Here is a 20628-nt window from a genome sequence, read left to right on the forward strand (position 1 = left end):
TTTAGAAAATAAAAGGCTAACTTTGTTCATTTGAGTATAAAAAGTGTAGAATAGGGATAGTAGCAAAAAGTTAAATGGATTTAATAAATATGAGCAACGTTAGTTTTATCATAGAGAGGAAGATGAATAGATGTCAAAAGGAACATTTTGGTTAGGAGCAGCAATAGGAGGAGCAGCAGCTTATGCAGCAGCATACTTGTTTGCACCTAAATCTGGAGAAGAATACCAAAGAGAGCTGAAAGATAAAGCTGAAATGCTTAAAGAATCATCGAGCGATTATATGTCTATTGCAAAAGAACGCGGTGGAGATTTTAAAGCTATTGCAACAGATGCTGCAGCTGGATTAAAAACAGACATGAAATTGGTTTCAAAACAATTATCAGAACAAATTAAAATGGATTCTCAAATTCTAAAATCTGACTTGCAAGACGTCAAAGATGGCGTACCAGGAAGTAAGGAAAATTTAAAAGCAAACTTGAGTGATGCATTGAATGAAGCAAAATATACTGCTACAAGTTTAAAAGATCAAGTAGCTCAAACAACTGTTGAAGCAAAAGACATTTCACGTGCCGTTATTGATGAAGCGAAAATGGAAATCGATGAAACAACTGCTGAAAATAAACCATTAGATAATTTTTAACCATAATTGGATAAAATAAGACACTAACGATAAGAGAAACTTTTATCGTTAGTGTCTTATTTAGTTTTGACGTGAGCCATCTTTTTTGTAAATGATGACCTCAGAATCTTTATTTTCAGCAATTTCATGAGCTCGATCTACTGCATCCGATTTTTTATCGAATGTATCACTTGCCCGTTTAGCTTCTTTTGTTTTTACTACCCAATGATCGTCTTCATAAAAAACTTCAACAGCATTGTCTAATAGTTTTGGATTTGAACTTGATGTATCATGTTTATCTGATTTTTTAGGATTTTTTTCTTTATCAAATGCTTCTTTTTCTTCCTTTGAAGCATCATTCACCCATTCTTTAGCTTGTGAAATAGCAATTGGAATCGCACGATCATCTTCGTATCCATTGGCTAAAAGAGCATTTGCAATTTCAATCGTCTTTTTGCGCAACAGTGGGTCAAAATTCTTTAATGAAGCCGGGTAATCTTTCATATCCCATGGCATAAATTATCATCCTCTCTCAGATACTTTTGTTAATTATGTTATACCATTCATAGACTATTCAAACAAATAAAAAGGTTCTTAGAAGCTTTTTTGAGAGAATTTATGAAATAATTTCTGAATAGTGGTATATTGTTAAGCGGAGTATGTAAACAGGATACACAATATAAAGCACTCAAGTTAGATGAATTGAAAGAAGGTTGATTATGAAAAAAATAGAAAAAGCTGCAGGATTTATGAAAGAGCATAGTGAGCTGTTTCAGTGCCCAATATGTAAAGATTCATTTGATCAAGTAGATGGCAATAGCTTAAGTTGTATAAATGGTCATCTTTTTGATATTTCAAAAAAAGGGACTCTTTATTTTTTATTAAAAGGAACAAAAAACGAGTACGATAAGGACATGCTTTCTTCAAGGTTTAACATAGCAACTGCGGGGTTATTTCATCCTTTGCTCGATGAGCTTTATATTAGTATAGCTGAAAAACAAACCGGACATACTTTAGACGTCGGTTGTGGAGAAGGCTCTCAACTTGATTACTTAACTACTTTAGGTTTGGAAGGACAAAAAATAGGTTTTGATATTTCAAAAGATGCGATTCAATTGGCAGCTACTCATTTTTCAAGCGCTTTTTGGTGTGTAGCTGATTTGGCGCAGTCTCCTTTTGCTTCAGCTCAATACGATACAATATTGAATATTTTTTCTCCTTCCAATTACAAAGAATTTGATCGTCTATTAAAAGAGGGCGGACAGGTGATCAAGGTCGTTCCTGAAAAAGATTATCTGATTGAATTGAGAAAATTATTTTACCGTGATCAAGAAGAAAAACAAACCTATTCAAATGATGTCGTTATTGCTAAATTTAAAGAGCATTTCCCGAAGTTGGAAATCAAACGAGTTAATTACTCATTTGAACTAACGCCAGCGCTATTTAATGACGTGATGAAGATGACACCGCTAAGTTGGGGTGCCAGTATAGATTCTAAAGAGTACGCATTAACTCACCCTTTGAAAAGGGTAACAATTGATGTTTGTGTCTTAATTGGGCAAAAATAAGGCAGGTTTGTGAACGAATTGTGAACTTTTTTTCTTTGATATACCGTTTTCATGAAAAAACTCAGCCTGATACACTTGCATCAATACCATGACGATGTTATATTACCTATAAGATATTAAACGTCATTCGTTTTTATCAGGAATCCATCAGATTTTGATAAAAGTTAATGAATTGTAAAAGTCTTAACTAACGTATTGTTTCGCAGTGCTGGACACCGAAGCGATGCGTTTTTTTTGCGCACTTTTTTATTTAAACCGTTGAGAGATAGTTCTTTTTAAGATAGAGACTAAAGATTTTTTGTTTTCATAGCATAAATGCGCTAAAATAGATAAGAAGATTTATCTTATGGGAGTGAAGCTTATGGTTGGAGAAGCAACTTCATTAAAAGAAAAGATCATTGAAGAAAGCAAGCGAATTGGGATTGATAAAATCGGGTTTACAACTGCTGATCCTTTTGATGATCTTGAAGAGAAGTTAAAGCAGCAAAAAGAGTTGGGCCATCATTCTGGTTTTGAACATAAAGTAATCGAAGAACGGATTTATCCTGAAATGATTTTTCAAAATCCTCGCTCCATTATTTCAATCGCTTTAGCTTATCCAACTAAAATAGAAAATCCTCCGCCTAGAGTAAAAGGGGAACGACGTGGAGAATTTTCCCGAGCGTCTTGGGGAACTGATTACCATGATATCTTACGAGATAAAATGAATCAGTTAATCGAGTATATTAAAGCTGAGGCTGGAGAAGCGGTCACCTACAAACCAATGGTAGACACTGGGGAACTAGTTGACGTAGCTGTAGCTCAACGAGCAGGTCTAGGTTTTATTGGCAGAAATGGCTTATTGATCACAGAAGAATTTGGTTCATATGTTTATTTAGCTGAGATCATTACAAATCTAGATTTTAAATCGGATATACCTGTTCCTTTTGGTTGTGGAGAATGCACACGTTGTATTGATGCATGCCCTACGGGAGCGTTACTAGGCGATGGACGAATGAACGCTCAACTCTGCCTTTCTTATCAGACTCAGACCAAAGGGATGATGGACGAACAATTTAGGCGGAAAATGGGCCATGTTATCTATGGTTGTGATATTTGTCAGGTTGTTTGTCCATATAACAAAGAAAAAAATTTCCATTTTCATCCTGAAATGGAACCTGAACCTGAAAGTGTTATGCCAAAACTAAAACCGTTACTCACCATCAGCAATCGTGAGTTTAAAGAAAATTTTGGTCACATGTCTGGTTCTTGGCGTGGAAAGAAACCTTTGCAGCGTAATGCGATTATTGCTTTAGGTAATTACCGTGATAAATCGGCTTTGCCAGATCTCTTACGGTGCATTGAAGAGGATAGTAGACCTGTGATCAGAGGCACAGCTGCATGGTCTTTAGCAAAAATCATTTCTGCTAGAGATGAAATGGTGATTGAATTTTTAGAAGAAGCTTTAGCAAAAGAAGAAGACAAAGAAGCTTACCATGAGATAAATCAGGCAATAGAAACGATTAAGAATAAAAAAGAACGAAAATGATAATCGATTTTTGTATTATTTAGGAGGAAATGACTTAACATGACAAACCATATTGCTTTATTTGAACCTCAAATCCCTGCTAACACAGGTAACATAGCACGTACATGTGCAGCAACAAATACTCACTTGCATTTAATTGAACCTTTAGGATTCAAAACAGATGATAAACATTTGAAACGTGCAGGCTTAGATTATTGGAATGATGTGAACATCACCTACCATAAAAACTTAGAAGCTTTTATGGAAGTGGCACAAAACGGACAATTGCATTTGATCACTAAATTTGGTCATCGTGTGTATAGCGATATCGATTACGCAACGACACCGGGAGATCATTATTTCCTATTCGGTAAAGAAACAACTGGATTGCCAGAGGAATTCATGAGAGAACACGAAGAAGATTGCTTGCGCATTCCGATGAATGATGAGCATGTTCGTTCGTTGAATTTATCTAATACAGCAGCTATTTTGATCTATGAAGCTCTTCGCCAACAAGAATTTAGTGGTATGGAATTAGCGCATCACTACGAAAACGATAAACTTGACTAATCCTAAAAACAAACTAGTGGACAATAAATACTAGTTTGTTTTTTTATGGACTGGATAAAAGACGAGGGCCAGCTTAAATGTAAAGCTTTTCTTAATATTGCTGAAACATAGAAATGTTATTTGATAATCTTATTTACAAGAATTATAATGAATAAGAATGCATCCCTATAAGTTAAGGAGAGGTTTATTATGCCAAGAATGAGAATGGATGATCCAATTGTAATTGTTGGGGCAGCACGCACACCAATTGGGACTTACTTAGGAGGATTAAAAACAGTTCCTGCTGGAGAGTTAGGTGCTATTGCGTTAAATGAAGCCATTAAACGGGCTGGTATAAAGAGTGAAGAAATAGAAGAAGTGATAGCCGGTCAAGCAATGGGTACACAGGAAGAAAGTAATATCGGGCGTGTCATTGGATTGAAAGCTGGATTAAAGAAGCAATCGACTGGGATGACTGTCAATCGTATCTGTGGTTCTGGTATCCAGTCGGCTATTTCAGCAACACAAGAATTGATGACAATGGACGTTGATTTTATTGCAGCTGGAGGAGTAGAAAGTCTTTCTCGTTCGGAGTACTACTTACCATTAGAATCAAGATGGGAAGGGTTTAAAGCAGGTAACTTCACTGTTATCGATGCAAACTTAGCACTTCATAAACATGCTCAACCGAATCCGGATTACTCTGAGATCACTCACATGGGGGATACAGCAGAAAAAGTTGCAGAAAGATATGCGATCACTCGTGAAGAACAAGATACATTTGCAGTTGATAGTCAACGAAAGGCCTCTTCTGCTATAAAAAGCGGTCGGTTTGATCAAGAAATCGTTCCAGTAGAAGTGATCGGTCGAAAAGGCGTTGTAACAGTAGTCGATAAAGATGAACATCCTAGACCCGGCACGAATATGGAAAGTTTAGCACGTTTAAAACCTGCCTTTCGTAAAGATGGTAAAGGGACGATTACTGCTGGAAATGCATCAGGACTAAATGATGGAGCAGCTTTTGAGGTATTTACGAAAGCATCTGTTGCTAAAGAACGAGGACTTGATGTAATGGCTAAAATCGTTGATTTTGCTATAGCTGGTTGTGATCCTAATGTAATGGGTTTAGGACCGGTTTATGCAATCAATAAGGTTTTAAGTCAAAACAAACTAACTCTTGAAGACATTGATATTTTAGAGATCAATGAAGCATTTGCGGCTCAAACATTAGGATGTATGAAAGAGTTAGGTATCGATCCTGGAACTGAGTTATATGAACGATTGAATCCAAATGGTGGAGCAATTGCATTGGGTCATCCATTAGGAATGTCAGGCGCGCGTATCATCACTTCACTTTGTTATGAATTTAAGAACCACCCTGAAAAAAAATATGCCATTGCATCAGCATGCATTGGCGGCGGTCAAGGAATCGCATTACTATTAGAGAATGGATCTGTTAATGAATGAAAGAAAAAAGACCTGTAAAAAATTGTCATGAATCATTAGTGATTCAGACACATAGTATTTTTCCCAATCAATTAAATAATCACGGAACGTTATTTGGGGGAGAGCTGATGAGTATGTTAGATGTAGCAGCTTCTATAGCTGTTACGAGGCATGCACGTACACAATCTGTAACGGCTTCAACAGACTCAGTAGATTTTTTGCATCCGATCCAAAGAAATGATGCTATCACAATTGAAACCTATGTATCTGGTGTAGGCAGCTCATCTGTAGAAGTATTCTGTAAAGTTATCGGAGAAAATCTGCTGACTGGAGAACAATATTTAGCGGTCACAGCCTTTTTAACTTTTGTTGCATTCAATACAGATAAGAGTAAGGCGATTGTACCGTTGATCGAACCTGAAACTGAAGAAGAGATATTTGTCTGTAGCGGCTATGAAGAACGTAAGAAAAATCGTTCGATCAAGCGTATATTTAATCAGCAATTTGCCGATAAGATTACTTTAACGAGCTCATTGTTTGATGAAGACTAACGAATTTGCATTGAATCCTCTACATGAATGCAAATGGACTATTTTACTAAAACTAAAGAGTATAAATACAAAAAAGATCAAGACGATTAGGCTATCGTCTTGATCTTTTTTTTCAGTTAGGAAGAGAAAGGATTACATTTGATCTGGAGCTTTTACACCTAATAATCTTAAGTCTTCTTTTAAGATTGTTGCAACAGCTTGGACAAGAGCTAAACGTGCAGGTCTTTGTGCATCATCAGCAAGTACTTTACTATTTGCATAGTATTTATTGAAAGCTTGAGCTAAGTGGATTGCATGTTTAGCAATAACCGATGGCTCAAATTTTTCATAAGCACGCAAGACATCTGTTGGATAGCTTTGCAATAATTTAACAATTTCCCAGCTGTAAGCATCATCCAAATGGTAGTTCACAGTCGTATCGATACCGGCTATACCAGATTTTCTAAGAATACTCATTGCACGAGCTCTTGTGTATTGTACGTATGGACCTGTTTCACCTTCGAAACGAACAACTTCTTCAATAGTAAAGTCAAAGTTGTTTAAACGATCATTTTTTAAGTCATGGAAGATAACAGCGCCGATACCCACTTGATCTGCAACGACTTCTTTATTTGGTAGATCCGTATTTTTTTCTTCGATTTGTTCAAGAGCAGAGGCTACAGCATCATCTAAAACTTCTTCAAGTAAAACGATTTTTCCTTTACGAGTAGATAATTTTTTACCGCCTTGAGTAATTAAGCCAAATGGAATATGGTACATATCATCTGCCCAGTTATAACCCATCTCTTTTAAAACAGCTTTTAATTGTTTAAAGTGATTGCTTTGTTCATTTCCAACAGCGTATAAAGATAAAGCAAAATCATACGTACGTTTACGATAGATAGCAGCAGCTAAATCACGAGTAATGTACAATGTTGCACCATCAGATTTTTTGATCAAAGCCGAATTTAAATTGTATTTTTCTAAATCAACAATCGTAGCTCCATCATTAACTGTTAACACATTTTTTTCTTCAAGTAAGTCTACAACTTCTTGCATTTTATCGTTATAGAAAGCTTCGCCATTAAATGAATCAAATGTAATGTCTAAACGTTCATAAACATGGTTAAATTCTTTTAGAGATTCATCACGGAACCATTTCCATAAACCTAAGGCTTCTTCGTCGCCATCTTCTAATTTTTTGAACCACTCACGAGCAGCATCATCTAACTCTGGTTTTTCTTCTGCTTCTTCATGGAATTGAACATATAAACGCAATAATTCACCAATAGGGTTTTCTTTTACAGCTTCTTCGCTGCCCCAAAGTTTGTAACCGACGATTAATTTACCAAATTGAGTACCCCAGTCGCCAAGATGATTAATTTTGATTGGGTTAAATCCAACTTTAGTTAAGATGTTCGCTAAAGCATTTCCGATTACAGTTGAACGCAAATGACCCATAGAAATTGGTTTTGCGATATTTGGAGAAGACATATCGATAGGAACATTTTTATTTTCACCGATCATAGAGTCTCCGTAGTGAGCGCCTTGTTCTAAAACTTCTTTTAAGACGGCAGCACTAACTCCTTGTTTATTTAAAAAGAAATTAAGGTAAGGTCCAACAACTTCAATTTTTTCAACGATAGGAGAGGTAACCGATTCTCCTAATTCAGCAGCAATTTGTTGAGGGGCTTTACGATAGGCCTTTGCTAGAGCGAATGCAGGAAAAGCGATATCTCCGTGTTCAACTGATTTTGGTTTTTCTAATAAGTTGACGATTTGTTCTATCGACAAAGCTTCACCGATTTGCTCGTTTAAAGCTTGAGCAACTGTTAATTTGTAATCCATTCTTTTTCCTCCTATGTGAGCGTCTGATTGCGCTCGAAAATTTTATATTTAAGTATTTTAGGCATAAAAAAAACGCCTATTTTTGATTCTATGCTAATCAAAAAAGAGACGAGGTTTTCCCGCGGTACCACTCTTGTTGTTTGTCAAATGACGAAACCACTTGTTTTTAGATAACGGCAAACAAAACCGAATAAGCTAGTATTCACTAAAATTGCATGAACGAGGATCATAGCTTAAATCTCTCCGAAGTGCGGTTCCTGAAAGCATCCATTGTTGGCTTACACCGTTCCAACTCGCTAAAAATGTTTTCTATCAGTACTCTCTTCGTCATAGAGTCTATATAATTGAACTTTATTTATTATAGCAAATTGCTCACAAGAATGCCATTGTTTTTAGAAAATAGAATTTTTATTCATATTTTAGTAAAAATATCGCAAAATATAAGCGTATACATCAATTATTTGTTATACTAAAAAAGAAGAATCGTTTAATTAGAAGGAGGCCTTGCAGTATGAAAAAATCTAATCGACAATTAGCAATCAAACAAATTATTACAAATCATGATATTGCTACTCAAGAGGAACTATTGCATTATCTCAAAGAAGAAGGGGTTGAGGCGACTCAAGCAACCATTTCAAGAGATATCAAAGAGATGCATTTAGTGAAAACTACTTCATCAAATGGGAATGTTAAGTACACGATATTCCAAAATAATCGTATGTCTAATGAAGAAAAATTACAATCAACATTAGGAGACGTTGTGATTCGGTTGACCCAAGTGCAGTTTACGAATGTATTGATGACAATACCTGGTAATGCTCACGTTGTGGCTGCATTGTTGGATGCCATTGATTTTCCAGAAATGGTTGGTACTGTAGGCGGAAATGATACTTGTCTAATTATTTCAAAAGATGAAGAAGATGCAAAAAAAATGAATGATTACTTAAACAAATGGATTGAATTATAAAAATAGCATAATACTGTATAGGAGGTATGTATGTGCCTGAGTTTGATTTAGCATCCTTGCAAAATGGATCAGATATTCGTGGAATAGCTTTGGAAACACCAGAGCACGAAGTAACGTTGACCGATGAACGTGTTGAAAAAATTGCTTATGGGTTTGCGGTATGGTTGAAAGAAGTAAAAAAAATAGTAGTAGAAGATGAACACGCTCCTGCAAAAGTTTCTGTTGGTCACGATAGCCGGCTTTCAGCGGATCGCATCAAATCTATTTTTATAAAAGGTTTGACGAAGGCAGGAATCGACGTGATAGATGTCGGGTTGTCTACTACTCCAGCTATGTTTATGTCTACTCAATATGAAGCCTACAAGTGTGACGGTGCTGTTATGATCACAGCTAGTCATCTGCCTTTTGAGTACAATGGATTAAAATTTTTTACAAAAGATGGCGGAGCAGAACACGAAGATATTGACTTTATTTTGCAACAAGCAGATGAGGAAAATATCACATGGAAGAATAAAGAAGGGAACGTTACGAAAGCTTCTCTTTTGAATGAATATGCAAAAGATTTGGTAAACAAGATTCGACTTGGAATCAATGATGCAAAACAATATGACCAACCGTTGACCGGTCGTCATATTGTGGTAGACGCTGGGAATGGCGCAGGAGGGTTTTTTGCTGAAAAAGTTTTGGTCCCATTAGGAGCAGATATCAGCGGAAGCCAATATTTAAATCCAGATGGTCATTTTCCAAATCATATTCCCAATCCGGATAACAAAGAGGCGATGAGAAGCATTCAAGATGCCGTAATTAGACATCATGCAGACATGGGTGTTATTTTTGATACCGATGTAGATCGATCAGCATTAGTTGACAGTAACGGGGATACGTTGAATCGAAATAATTTGATCGCAGTGATCTCAGCAATTTTGATTAAAGAAAACCCGGGTACGACAATTGTGACAAGTTCGGCAACATCAGAACACCTCAAAACGTTTATCACTTCTTTAGGTGGCAAACAGGATCGATACATCACCGGCTATCGGAATGTAATCAATCGTGGTATTCAATTAAACAAAGAGGGAACACCTACCAGTTTAGCAATTGAGACCAGCGGACACGCTGCTTTGTCAGAAAATTACTTTTTAGATGACGGAGCTTATTTAGTTGCAAAAATACTAATGGCAGATGCTGGTCTTAAAAAAGAAGGAAAGAACTTTTCTGATTTGATCACTTCTCTAAAGCAGCCTGTTGAAACGGATGAAGTACGATTTAAGATCTTATCTCAGGATGTACAAGCAACTGGACAAAGAGTCATGGAGAATTTTCAAGCTTATATAGAAACAGCAACAGACTTAACTGTTGAACCCGCTAATTTGGAAGGGGTCCGAGTTAATACTTCGGGACAGTATGGTATTGGTTGGATGTTGTTGCGTATGAGTTTGCATGAGCCTTTACTTGTTCTAAATCTTGAAAGCGATCAAGAGGGTTCTATAAAATTAGTGAGAGAAAAGCTAAAAACTTTTTTCTATGATCAATCTGTCTTAGATTCGTCTCGCTTGTAAAAAACAAGAGAAATGGTTTAAACTAAGTAATGTAAAAAAAGATAGCGAAGGAAGTGTATTAAAATGGGTGAACCGTTAGTAGAAAGCATTGAATTATATAATGGAGTGAAAATTCCTAAATTAGGACTAGGTTTATTTTTAATGAAAGATGAAGATGAATTGGTAAATGCTGTGAAATATGCAGTTGAAGTAGGTTACCGTCATTTTGATACAGCTACCATCTATGGCAATGAAGAATACTTAGCTCGCGGTTTGAAAGAAGCAGGAATCAAGAGAGAAGAAGTTTTCATTACCTCTAAAGTATGGAATTATGACCAAGGATATGACCAAACAAAAGTTGCATTTCAAGAAAGTTTGGATCGTTTAAACACAGACTACTTAGATTTATACTTAATTCATTGGGCTGCTCCAAAATTTGTTGAAACTTGGAAAGCAATTGTAGAATTATATGAAGAAGGAAAAATCAAAGCAATTGGGGTTTCTAACTTCCAAATTCATCACCTTGAAGAACTTAAAAACCAAGGATTGATGCAACCAATGATCAACCAAATTGAAACACATCCTGAATTCCCACAAAATGAATTGCATGAATACATGAAAGAAAATGGTATCATTCATGAAGCTTGGGGACCATTAGGTCAAGGGAAATCTGAATTATTGAACCACCCAATCTTGATGGAAATTGGCCAAAAATACTTCAAAACTCCAGCACAAATCATTATCCGCTGGCATTTAGAACGTGGAGAAGTAGTTATTCCAAAATCAATTCATGATAACCGTATTTTAGAAAATAGTGATGTATTCAACTTTTCTTTAACAGAAGAAGAGATGAAACAAATTGATTCATTAGAAACTGGAACAAGATATGGCAGCGATCCTGATGATCAAGAAAGATTACAAAAAACATCTATTAAACCTGAATAAAAAAAGTAGAAAAGCACATTGTGCTTTTCTACTTTTTTTTGTTTTCTTAACGAACTAAATTTCATCATTTGGCAGTGCTGGATTCCAATGCCAATTAAAGCCATCTTTTGCTAACAAGTCATCGCTTTCTGTGGGACCCATAGAACCACTTTGATAGCTAGGAAGTTCTGATTGATCTTGATCCCATGCTTGACGAATAACATCAACGAATTTCCAAGAAGAAGCTACTTCATCCCAATGCGTAAAGTTTGTTGCATCGCCGTTTAAACAGTCAAAAATCAATTTTTCATAAGCTTCTGGACTGTTTGCAACAGTTTCAGCTGAATGCTTGTGTTTAAGATTAAATGTATCAGTTTCTAATCCAATTCCAGCTTTTTTGGTATTTAACTGTAATGAGAAACCTTCAGTAGGTTGGATGAAAATACTCAATACATTTGGTGGTAATTCTTCTTCAACATCTTCACTAAATAAGTTTAGAGGTACATTTTTAAAGACAACATTAATTTGAGTTCCTTTTTCACCCATCCGTTTTCCAGTACGGATATAAAATGGAACGCCTTTCCAACGGAATGTATCAATTAAGACTTTACCTGCAACAAACGTTTCCGTTTGAGAATCTTCAGCAACATTCATTTCATTACGATAATTATTTAATAGACCAGATTCAGTTGATCCTATACCGTATTGAGCACGTACAAAATAATCTTTTACTTCTTCAGGTTTGTAAAGACGAACAGCTCGCAACGCCTTAATTTTTTCATTTCGAATATCTTTATCTTTTAATCGTGCTGGGGGTTCCATCGCTAAAAGCGAAACAATTTGTAAAATATGGTTTTGGACCATATCTCTTAAAGCACCACTTTTATCATAGTAACCGCCACGTTCTTCTACACCAAGAGATTCACTTAACGTAATTTGAATATTATCGATGTAACGATTATTCCACATGGATTCAATCATAGTATTCGCAAAACGAACAGTAGAAATATTTTGGACCATTTCTTTTCCAAGATAATGATCGATACGGAAGATTTGACTTTCATCGAATACTTCACGAAGTTGTTCATTTAAAATAGCTGCACTTTCGTAGTCATGTCCAAAAGGTTTTTCAATAATCAAACGATTAAAACCATTATCCGTTACTAAACCTTGTTGATCCAATTGCTGTGTAATAGTCCCAAAGAAATTAGGGGACATCGCTAAATAGAATAAACGATTGCCGTTAATTTGATAGTGATCATCCAATTTTTCAGCTAATACTTTAAGATTAACATAATGTTCTGCATCATTTACATTATGGGATTGATAGTAGAAGTGGTTTGCAAATTCTGTCGCATCTTCTTCCGAAATAATCAAATCTGTAAGTGTTTCTTTAACGATTTCTCGATAATAGTCATTTGTCCATTCTCTTCTAGCAGTACCAATTACTGCAAAATGTTCCTTTAAAAAGCCTTTTTTATATAGGCGATAAAGAGACGGATACAATTTTCTCTTTGCCAAATCTCCAGTTCCCCCAAAGATTGTAAATAAAACATTCTGTTCAGTTGTCATCTATCTTAATACCCCTCTTCTAGAACAAAGACGTTCATCTTTTCTAAAACTATTGTACTGGTTTCTGCCTTTGGAATCAATCTTTCATTGTTTCTTTCTATTAAAAAGTAAGAGATATCGTTCATCTTGTAGAGTTTAATAATCTTTTACTGAAATATGATCCAAAAATCAGGTTCAGCGTCCACTGTATGAATTATACTTAATGCTTCTATCACTTTTTGTCAGACTTCATTATACAGTGGAAGAGACGAAATGACTACTTTGCTGATCTATATAAACAGATTTAAGTAACGTATCCCTTCAGTTTATGGTATAATACAAAAGATGCAAAAGAGTATCAAGAGAAATGAGGCGATAAAATGGAACATACCTTTGAAAAGTTTGGGTTACAATCTTTTTTAATTGACGCAATAAACGACATTGGTTTTACAAAACCAACAGAAGTACAAGAAAGACTTATACCGGCTATCCAAAACGGGAGAAGTGTAATTGGTCAATCACAAACTGGTTCGGGAAAAACCCATACATTTTTACTTCCATTAGTAAATAAAATAGATCCATCACGCAAAGAAGTGCAAGTGGTGATCACTACACCAAGTAGAGAATTAGCAGAACAAATTTATCAAGCAGCACTTCAATTAGTTGATAAAGCACCTGAAAAAATTATTGTACAAAATTTTGTAGGTGGAACAGATAAAAAAAGACAAATGGCTAAATTAGTAGGTATCCAACCACACATTGTTATCGGAACACCAGGTAGAATTTTAGACTTAGTAAATGAAAATTCTTTATTGATTTATACTGCTCCAGTGTTAGTTATTGACGAAGCGGATATGACATTAGATATGGGATTTTTAACAGATGTCGATAAAATTGCAAGTAAACTGCCAGAAAAATTACAAATGTTGGTTTTCTCAGCTACGATACCAATAAAATTGCAACCATTTTTGAAAAAATACATGTCTAATCCATTATTTGAACAAATCCAGCCGAAAGAAATCATTTCACCCTCTATTGAAAATTGGCTGATCTCTACAAAAGGAAAAGATAGAATTGATGTTATTTATGAGCTGCTAAACATTGGCCAACCGTATTTAGTGATGATTTTTGCCAACACTAAATCTAAAGTAGATGAATTAGCTGATGGACTTAAGTCTAGAGGGATCAAAGTGGCTAAAATTCATGGAGATATTCCTCCTCGTGAAAGAAAACGTGTCATGAAACAAGTACAAAACTTAGAGTATCAATTTGTCGTAGCAACAGATCTAGCTGCACGTGGTATTGATATTGAAGGTGTTTCTCACGTTATTAATGCTGAAATACCTAAAGATTTAAGTTTCTTTATTCACCGTGTTGGGAGAACAGGAAGAAACAATCTTAAAGGAACAGCTATTACACTGTATGCTCCAAGTGATGAAAATGTAATTGTTGATATCGAAAAATTAGGGATTACATTTGAACCAAAAATGATTCAAAAAGGTGAAATTGTAGAAACGTATGACCGAAAACGTCGTACGACTCGTGAAAACACGGCTACAGATGTAGTTGACCCTAGACTGAAAAGTAAGATCAGCCAAACGAAGAAAAAAGTAAAACCGGGCTATAAGAAAAAAATGTCACGGGCTATCAAAGAGAGCAGCGAGAAAAAACGTCGTGTTGAACGTCGTAGTCAAGCTAACGCAATCAAAAAAGCAAATAAGAAAAAATAAGTGTATAGTAGTTAAGTACAAAAAAAGATCTTGGGGATACTAGCATCCCAAGATCTTTTTTATGCCATTTTGTTAAGGTAAACGTTCAATTTTAGGAATCGTTCGTACAGCTAAATAATAAATAAACAATGTCATGATTGCTTTGATCTCCAATTGGAAAGAAGGAACCAAACCAAAAGTGTTCAATAAAGCGATAAACAATGTTGGTAATGTTGAAGCAAACAAGATGATTTTGAAATTATCACCAAATTTCAATGCTTTTCCGGTAATCAGAGCAATACAGTTGGCAAATAATGTATACAACAAAGTATAGAGAACAGTAACAAAAAGAGTTGCTAACCATAAAATAAGAAAAGTGAAAATTACAGCCGTTCCACTAAAGGACTGAATGTTAAAAAGAATATCAATGAACGTTGCGCTTGTTAAACCATTTAATTGAGCATAAGTTAATTGAATAGGGTAGCCTGGCAGATTAACATGAAGACGATCTTCTAATAATGCAATAGCGACGATATTTCCAATTTGATCTAGGTTAACATCTTCAACTGTTCTTTCTCCATTTGGGTCAAAGGTAAAAATAATCGAATTAGTCTTATAGATAAAACTTTTTACGGGTTCTTTTGTCACCAGCTGTTCATTTTCAATCGTGAATTCTGGAATACTACCTGCAATAATTTGACCGTCACGGCCAAACTCACTGATAAGAGTGCTTCCTTGAACCCATGTTGGAATAGCTGCAATAGTTGCGATAACTAATAAATACAGAATGATTTTCCCTTTTTTTAAAGATAAAGCCTGTACTAATTTTTCTGGGTGAAGCAGTGAATTTTTAAATAAACTCAATAATTGAATAATAATCTCTCCTGACTTGATTAAACTAACTGATTTTTTAACCGTTCTTTTTTTATAAACGAATCTCTTTGTTTTATTGTAGCGGTTAAATTTGATAAACTCAATAGGATAAAAGAATACAAAAAAACGATTCTGTTATTTTTTCATAGAAAATATACTCGAATACTTTGTATTTTTTATTGAAAGGTGTTACATTTATTATGGAAAGTTAATAAAGTTAATTGGAGGAATGGATAATGACATACGAATTACCAAAATTACCTTATGCATATGATGCATTAGAACCACATATCGATCAAGCAACAATGGAGTTCCATCATGATAAACATCATGCAACCTATGTTGAAAAAACAAATGCTGCTCTTGAAAAATACCCTGAGCTAGCAGAAAAATCAATCGAAGAATTAGTAGCGGGTTTAAATTCAGTTCCTGAAGAGATCCGTACAGCTATCCGTAACAATGGTGGCGGACATGCTAACCACAGTTTCTTCTGGGAAATTCTTTCACCAAATGGTGGCGGAGAACCAACTGGAGCTTTAAAAGAAGATATTGATGCTACTTTTGGAAGCTTTGACAAATTCAAAGAAGAAATTGAAACTGCTGGAGCTGGTCAATTTGGTTCAGGTTGGGCTTGGTTAGTTCTTAACAATGGAAAATTAGAAGTGACTGCAACTGCTAATCAAGATTCACCATTAACAGATGGAAAAACTCCTCTTTTCGGAGTAGATGTTTGGGAACATGCTTACTACTTGAACTACCAAAACAAACGTCCTGCTTACTTAAAAGCAGTATGGAATGTTGTTAACTGGGAAGAAGTAGCAAAACGTTACGAAGCAGCTAAATAATAATTATTATAGTTCAAGGCAAGCCTTTATGGCTTGCCTTTTTTAGCATGAAATAATATTGTCAATATTATGTAATCGTTTTCTTTTGTGGTGAAATAGTTTTTGAGATAAGAAGAAGGTGCATTTTAATCCGTTAGGAGTGGAGAGAATGGACAAACAGCTTGAAGGTATTTATCCATCAATCGAATCAGTATTAGAGAAAGTGCAACAGTTGCTGGGAAAGAATTTGGCTATCGATCAACAGACGCTCGTTACAAATAAGGACAAACAAGAGGTTTTAAGAGAATTTGAGACAGCAAATAGGGATGCTCTTTACGGTAATGATCCACTTCTTTTAGAAAAAGTTACTTGGTTAGTTCATCATGTAGAAGCAGATGAAATTTTTGCATTTGAAAAGTTTCATTTGAACGAAAAGGAAGAACAAGAACAATACAACCGTGCTATGGCTGAACTGAACTATGTATTGTTATTTGGGCAAACCACAGATAGCGATTACTGGTATCCAAAGAAACGGTTAGGGCAATCTATTACAGATCTTGAAGGAAATAAAGAGTTTAATCATCAGTCCGATTTTATTAACTCAGGATCAGCTAATAGTGATATTAGCAGTCCAAGGTTCAACGGCACCTACACTAATCAACCTTGGTTAGAACCTAGTTCAGATAGAAATGCAACTAAATATTAAAAAGAACCTTTAGAACAGAAATGTTCTAAAGGTTCTTTTAGTAAGCATTTAGTCGATTAAAATACCTAAACTTTTTGCAATAGTTATTGCTTGTCCTGCATTAAATGTGCTGCCTTTTAACAACTCAAGCGATACTGAAATTATTTCAAATTCAGAATCACTAAAATTTAAACCCTTAAGAGGGGTACGCATAATGGATATGCTATTTAATTGGCAACGAACAAAATCGAGTTTTTTCCAATTAACTTCAAAAAATTTACTCTCAATAAGTGAACAATCTTGGAAGCGTACTTGTTTTATAGAAGCATAATTGAAAGAACTGTAATTTCCAATACAATGATCAAAAAAGGTATCTACAATTGATGCTTCAGCAAAGTTAGAACCTAGAAGTTTGGTTTCTTTGAAAGTCGTACGATGGAAAGTAGCTCCAATCCATTCATTATTGCTCATGTTGCATCCTTCAAATACGACGTCTATACATTCAAAACGAGTAAACTGACACTCTTCAAAAGTAACATTGCTGAAAACAACATGTTGAAAACACACATTTTCTAGTTGTTTATTGGAAAGGGTACAATCTTTAAACTGACAATTTGTATAGTATGATTCATGCTCAATATCATCAAAGTGAGAAGGAGTTAATTCATTAGGAATCCTAGGTTGAGCAATTTTTATTGTTGAGTTCATAAACAATCCCCTTTAGTAATATTTTTTTAAAAATACGGCACTTACAATCAGCGATAGTATAGAAAGAATGGTTAGAATCGCACCCTCTAAAAATAAAGGTGTCGTATAGTTCATTTCAATTCTATGTGTTCCTTCGCTAATAGGAACAGCTAATAATCCTTCTAATGCTTCTTTCGTTTGGACTGGAATTCCATCGATTTTAACAGACCAGCCTTTACTGTAAGGTATGGTCGTCATTAAGACATCTTGTCCTTTTTGGATATCTACGCTGCCATTGAAGTAAGTGCTGCTGTAATCTTCAATTGTCATGCCGCCAGCTTGTAAAGATTGAACGGCTGAGTCAAATGTAGAGGAATCTAAACGGTACAGTTGAAAATCTTTTAGACGTATCGTTGATTCTTTCAAGCCGATTTTAAATGTAATGGTATCTCCTTTATTTTGGCTAGCAATATTTAATACTAATTGATCGCGGTAAGTTTCATATTGCGTAAAGGGCTCACCGTTTAAAAATAATTCAACATCTTCATCTTTAATGTTAGGACTTAACGTTATATAAAAGGAATCATCTGTTTCTGGTGTAAATTGAAAACTGACTGAAGCATCATTATTTAAGACTTGTTTTTGATACAATGACTCATTACCTGAGTTAGAACTAGTCACGTTTTGATAAACTGTACTATCAAATTCAGTAGGGACAAAAAATTCTTCTGCAAGTTGATTACCAGTTAAAGCCTGGAGGATGTTTTCTTGCAATGCTATAGGCTGATCTTCTAATAGTGAGACATCTAAGATAGCAGAAGAGCTGCCAAATGCAAGAGATAGAGCATTTGGATTTTCATAGATAATTGTTTTATCTGTTTCTCCAAGCTGTGCATAAGAGCGTAAATCAGGTTTCGTTTGCATAGCATTTAACTCGAATACTGCTTTTTGCTCCTCTGAAACCATTGGAATCAATAGTGGGTCTAATAAAGTAGAATTTCTCATTGTTCGGTTAAATGATTCTTTCAAAGATGTACTTTTAGCCCCTAGAGATTGATTTTTTTGAGCAAGATAAAGATTATCTTTTTCACTTATATAATAACGAATCGAAAATAGTGCATCCGTTACTAATGTCCCATTAGAGTAAGCCAAGAATCCATCGCCTACTGGAAATCCAAGACTGCCAAATAATGCAGGTATCGTTCGTTCGAAAGTTGAACTAAAATGAGTGACTCCTGGATAATCAGCTTGGAAACTATCATTCTTTGTTCGTAAATAATTTTTTTCAATACGATAAAATTGGTCATCCATATCCTGAATTGCGTCAATATCTGTATCTAATCCTGTTTGGTATAGTGTAAAATTATCTTGATCGACATAACTTAAACGGGATAAGTCGATTTGAGCATTTAAGCCCATTTCTACTGTAGTCAAAATAAAGAAAGCAATTGGTATCCACGTATATTTTTGCGGCTTGATAATCAATAAAAAGGTAATAATAAAAGTGAAAAGCACCGATAAAATGACTTGTTCCGTATAGATAAAATCGAATTCTGCATTATAGACATAAAAGCCAATCGAGGCTGTGACAACCATACTAACAAATGTACTGATTGGCCGCATGCCTTCATAATGCATAAAGTTACGAAAACCAGTTAGCAACATGAAGAAACAAACTACAAAAGAAAAACGGTAAGGATACCAAATAGGGTACTGCATGGCATGCCATATTTTATTGAAGGCTTCTAAATTCATCGAAACTACAAAAAACACCATTACGGCTAAGGCTGTTATCCGTTCTCGTTTGGAAAAAGAACGGTTAAAGAAGTAACAGAAGAAAGATACTAATGCTAAACTTCCAATAAATAGATTGGGGTAACCAGAAGGCATTTGATCAAAATTAAAAGCACCAATAAATAGTTTTGACAGCATCTCTGGAAAGGGATAAGCTAACTCCCATTCAAATTCAAATTTTGTATAACTAGCTTTGCTTTCCATAAGTGAATGAAAAGTTGGAAGCAATAAAATTCCAGCTAGTCCAGCTCCTAATAAAGAATGCCAGATGAATAAGCCAACGGTAATAAAACTTTCTTTTAATTTAGTTTTCCATTTAGTCTCTTTTGGATAAGAAACGCTCACTAAGCGAAAAATAAAATAACAAATTAAAAACAAACAAATCATATAAGCAATATAATAATTTGCGAACAACATGATACCAAGAAAAATAGAATAAAGTAAGCCTTTCTTTTTATCGACTAAGCGTTCCAGTCCTAATACAATAAGCGGAAGAAAAATCAGACCGTCTAACCACATGATGTTTAATTGATTGACGATAGTATAGCCCATCAAAGCATAGCTGATCGAAAAAGCTGCTAAGATAAAACCTGTACCATTAAATGCTTTTTTTAATAGATAACCAAAGCTTAGCCCCGAAAGACTAATTTTTAATAAAGTGATGCAGGTGACTGCTAATGTGATTTGAGTATGTGGAAATAGTAAAAACAGTAAATTAAACGGACTAGTCAGATAATAAGCCCATAACCCTACCATATCTCCGCCTATAGCTTTAGAAAATGAATAGAAGAAAGTACTAGGATCTTCAAAAAAGGTTTGTCTGTAATAGGAATAAAAATCAATGTATTGTTGTCCTAAGTCGACCGTTAGCAAGGAATCATTTCCGAAAGGGTAGACACCTTGAAAAATATAAATAATCGACATGATTATAAAGGGGACAAAAAAAGATAACAATAAGGGCCATTGTTTTTTGATAAAGGTCGGCATTGTTTTTTGCATAATTTTCAAC

General features: G+C 35.0%; 18 protein-coding genes and 1 other annotated feature. Of the genes, 12 read left to right on the top strand and 6 right to left on the bottom strand.

Translation table 11 applies throughout. The features are described from left to right. Positions 1 to 130 precede the first annotated feature (130 nt). Positions 131 to 640 carry a YtxH domain-containing protein gene (locus NST49_RS08150; RefSeq protein WP_023178195.1) on the top strand — a complete coding sequence of 170 codons (510 nt, stop codon included), beginning with the start codon at positions 131 to 133 and terminating at the stop codon, positions 638 to 640. Between the two features lie 60 nt (positions 641 to 700). On the opposite strand, the gene NST49_RS08155 is transcribed toward NST49_RS08150, so the two are convergent. Then, entirely contained in the window at positions 701 to 1135 is a 435-nt protein-coding gene (locus NST49_RS08155; RefSeq protein WP_341047982.1) for a DUF2188 domain-containing protein, read from the bottom strand. Positions 1136 to 1338: 203 nt separating this feature from the next. Between NST49_RS08155 and NST49_RS08160 the strand changes: the two genes are divergently transcribed. The 5 genes from NST49_RS08160 to NST49_RS08180 all read left to right on the top strand — a co-directional run bounded on the left by NST49_RS08160 (position 1339) and on the right by NST49_RS08180 (position 6240). After that, positions 1339 to 2187, top strand: a complete 849-nt coding sequence (locus NST49_RS08160; protein WP_341047983.1) for a methyltransferase domain-containing protein — start codon at positions 1339 to 1341, stop codon at positions 2185 to 2187. 361 nt (positions 2188 to 2548) lie between these two features. After that, complete coding sequence (gene queG / locus NST49_RS08165) at positions 2549 to 3715, top strand: tRNA epoxyqueuosine(34) reductase QueG (protein WP_341047985.1); 1167 nt, start codon at positions 2549 to 2551, stop codon at positions 3713 to 3715. Positions 3716 to 3754: 39 nt separating this feature from the next. Next, positions 3755 to 4264, top strand: a complete 510-nt coding sequence (gene trmL, locus NST49_RS08170) for a tRNA (uridine(34)/cytosine(34)/5-carboxymethylaminomethyluridine(34)-2'-O)-methyltransferase TrmL (RefSeq protein ID WP_187949201.1) — start codon at positions 3755 to 3757, stop codon at positions 4262 to 4264. Positions 4265 to 4453: 189 nt separating this feature from the next. Continuing rightward, positions 4454 to 5710, top strand: a complete 1257-nt coding sequence (locus NST49_RS08175) for a thiolase family protein (RefSeq protein WP_341047987.1) — start codon at positions 4454 to 4456, stop codon at positions 5708 to 5710. Next, positions 5707 to 6240 (top strand): acyl-CoA thioesterase, encoded by a 534-nt coding sequence (locus NST49_RS08180; RefSeq protein ID WP_341047990.1) that lies wholly within the window; start codon positions 5707 to 5709, stop codon positions 6238 to 6240. The genes NST49_RS08175 and NST49_RS08180 overlap by 4 nt, the downstream gene beginning before the upstream one ends. A gap of 132 nt (positions 6241 to 6372) precedes the next feature. On the opposite strand, the gene argS is transcribed toward NST49_RS08180, so the two are convergent. Next, positions 6373 to 8067, bottom strand: a complete 1695-nt coding sequence (argS, locus tag NST49_RS08185; RefSeq protein ID WP_341047992.1) for an arginine--tRNA ligase — start codon at positions 8065 to 8067, stop codon at positions 6373 to 6375. A gap of 101 nt (positions 8068 to 8168) precedes the next feature. After that, positions 8169 to 8407: a binding site (T-box leader), on the bottom strand. A gap of 171 nt (positions 8408 to 8578) precedes the next feature. Between argS and argR the strand changes: the two genes are divergently transcribed. From argR to NST49_RS08200, 3 genes are all read left to right on the top strand, one after another. Further along, a complete protein-coding gene (gene argR, locus NST49_RS08190) occupies positions 8579 to 9034 on the top strand; it encodes an arginine repressor (RefSeq protein ID WP_023178180.1) in 456 nt (151 codons plus the stop codon). Positions 9035 to 9060: 26 nt separating this feature from the next. Next, complete coding sequence (locus tag NST49_RS08195; protein WP_034536811.1) at positions 9061 to 10593, top strand: phosphoglucomutase; 1533 nt, start codon at positions 9061 to 9063, stop codon at positions 10591 to 10593. A 63-nt stretch (positions 10594 to 10656) separates the two neighbouring features. Continuing rightward, the gene (locus tag NST49_RS08200; protein ID WP_023178175.1) at positions 10657 to 11517 is read left to right on the top strand and encodes an aldo/keto reductase; all 861 of its coding nucleotides are present in this window, start codon (positions 10657 to 10659) and stop codon (positions 11515 to 11517) included. Between the two features lie 54 nt (positions 11518 to 11571). On the opposite strand, the gene zwf is transcribed toward NST49_RS08200, so the two are convergent. Continuing rightward, complete coding sequence (gene zwf / locus NST49_RS08205; protein ID WP_023178173.1) at positions 11572 to 13068, bottom strand: glucose-6-phosphate dehydrogenase; 1497 nt, start codon at positions 13066 to 13068, stop codon at positions 11572 to 11574. Between the two features lie 359 nt (positions 13069 to 13427). Between zwf and NST49_RS08210 the strand changes: the two genes are divergently transcribed. Next, positions 13428 to 14777, top strand: coding sequence for a DEAD/DEAH box helicase (locus NST49_RS08210; protein ID WP_034536810.1), 1350 nt, complete (start codon positions 13428 to 13430; stop codon positions 14775 to 14777). A gap of 72 nt (positions 14778 to 14849) precedes the next feature. Here NST49_RS08210 and NST49_RS08215 read toward each other — a convergent pair whose 3' ends face one another. Next, entirely contained in the window at positions 14850 to 15620 is a 771-nt protein-coding gene (locus NST49_RS08215) for a DUF1189 domain-containing protein (protein WP_341047994.1), read from the bottom strand. A 245-nt stretch (positions 15621 to 15865) separates the two neighbouring features. Between NST49_RS08215 and NST49_RS08220 the strand changes: the two genes are divergently transcribed. After that, positions 15866 to 16474, top strand: coding sequence for a superoxide dismutase (locus NST49_RS08220; RefSeq protein WP_034536807.1), 609 nt, complete (start codon positions 15866 to 15868; stop codon positions 16472 to 16474). Positions 16475 to 16622: 148 nt separating this feature from the next. Next, positions 16623 to 17159: a hypothetical protein gene (locus tag NST49_RS08225; protein ID WP_341047996.1), complete on the top strand. Its 537-nt coding sequence runs from the start codon at positions 16623 to 16625 to the stop codon at positions 17157 to 17159. 48 nt (positions 17160 to 17207) lie between these two features. On the opposite strand, the gene NST49_RS08230 is transcribed toward NST49_RS08225, so the two are convergent. Next, complete coding sequence (locus NST49_RS08230) at positions 17208 to 17846, bottom strand: pentapeptide repeat-containing protein (protein ID WP_341047999.1); 639 nt, start codon at positions 17844 to 17846, stop codon at positions 17208 to 17210. 12 nt (positions 17847 to 17858) lie between these two features. Further along, positions 17859 to 20618, bottom strand: coding sequence for a YfhO family protein (locus NST49_RS08235; RefSeq protein ID WP_341048001.1), 2760 nt, complete (start codon positions 20616 to 20618; stop codon positions 17859 to 17861). Between the last annotated feature and the right edge of the window lie 10 nt (positions 20619 to 20628).

The organism is Carnobacterium sp. FSL W8-0810 (assembly GCF_038007125.1).
Taxonomy (GTDB): Bacteria; Bacillota; Bacilli; order Lactobacillales; family Carnobacteriaceae; genus Carnobacterium_B; species Carnobacterium_B inhibens.

Excerpts from the sequence above, each read along its gene's own strand:
- NST49_RS08160 (WP_341047983.1), top strand. The coding sequence starts at position 1,339 with ATGAAAAAAATAGAAAAAGCTGCAGGATTTATGAAAGAGCATAGTGAG.
- NST49_RS08220 (WP_034536807.1), top strand. The coding sequence starts at position 15,866 with ATGACATACGAATTACCAAAATTACCTTATGCATATGATGCATTAGAA.
- NST49_RS08155 (WP_341047982.1), bottom strand. The coding sequence starts at position 1,135 with ATGCCATGGGATATGAAAGATTACCCGGCTTCATTAAAGAATTTTGAC.
- trmL (WP_187949201.1), top strand. The coding sequence starts at position 3,755 with ATGACAAACCATATTGCTTTATTTGAACCTCAAATCCCTGCTAACACA.
- NST49_RS08200 (WP_023178175.1), top strand. The coding sequence starts at position 10,657 with ATGGGTGAACCGTTAGTAGAAAGCATTGAATTATATAATGGAGTGAAA.
- NST49_RS08230 (WP_341047999.1), bottom strand. The coding sequence starts at position 17,846 with ATGAACTCAACAATAAAAATTGCTCAACCTAGGATTCCTAATGAATTA.
- NST49_RS08210 (WP_034536810.1), top strand. The coding sequence starts at position 13,428 with ATGGAACATACCTTTGAAAAGTTTGGGTTACAATCTTTTTTAATTGAC.
- queG (WP_341047985.1), top strand. The coding sequence starts at position 2,549 with ATGGTTGGAGAAGCAACTTCATTAAAAGAAAAGATCATTGAAGAAAGC.
- NST49_RS08150 (WP_023178195.1), top strand. The coding sequence starts at position 131 with ATGTCAAAAGGAACATTTTGGTTAGGAGCAGCAATAGGAGGAGCAGCA.
- NST49_RS08195 (WP_034536811.1), top strand. The coding sequence starts at position 9,061 with ATGTATGTGCCTGAGTTTGATTTAGCATCCTTGCAAAATGGATCAGAT.
- NST49_RS08180 (WP_341047990.1), top strand. The coding sequence starts at position 5,707 with ATGAAAGAAAAAAGACCTGTAAAAAATTGTCATGAATCATTAGTGATT.
- zwf (WP_023178173.1), bottom strand. The coding sequence starts at position 13,068 with ATGACAACTGAACAGAATGTTTTATTTACAATCTTTGGGGGAACTGGA.
- NST49_RS08175 (WP_341047987.1), top strand. The coding sequence starts at position 4,454 with ATGCCAAGAATGAGAATGGATGATCCAATTGTAATTGTTGGGGCAGCA.
- argS (WP_341047992.1), bottom strand. The coding sequence starts at position 8,067 with ATGGATTACAAATTAACAGTTGCTCAAGCTTTAAACGAGCAAATCGGT.
- argR (WP_023178180.1), top strand. The coding sequence starts at position 8,579 with ATGAAAAAATCTAATCGACAATTAGCAATCAAACAAATTATTACAAAT.
- NST49_RS08235 (WP_341048001.1), bottom strand. The coding sequence starts at position 20,618 with ATGCAAAAAACAATGCCGACCTTTATCAAAAAACAATGGCCCTTATTG.
- NST49_RS08225 (WP_341047996.1), top strand. The coding sequence starts at position 16,623 with ATGGACAAACAGCTTGAAGGTATTTATCCATCAATCGAATCAGTATTA.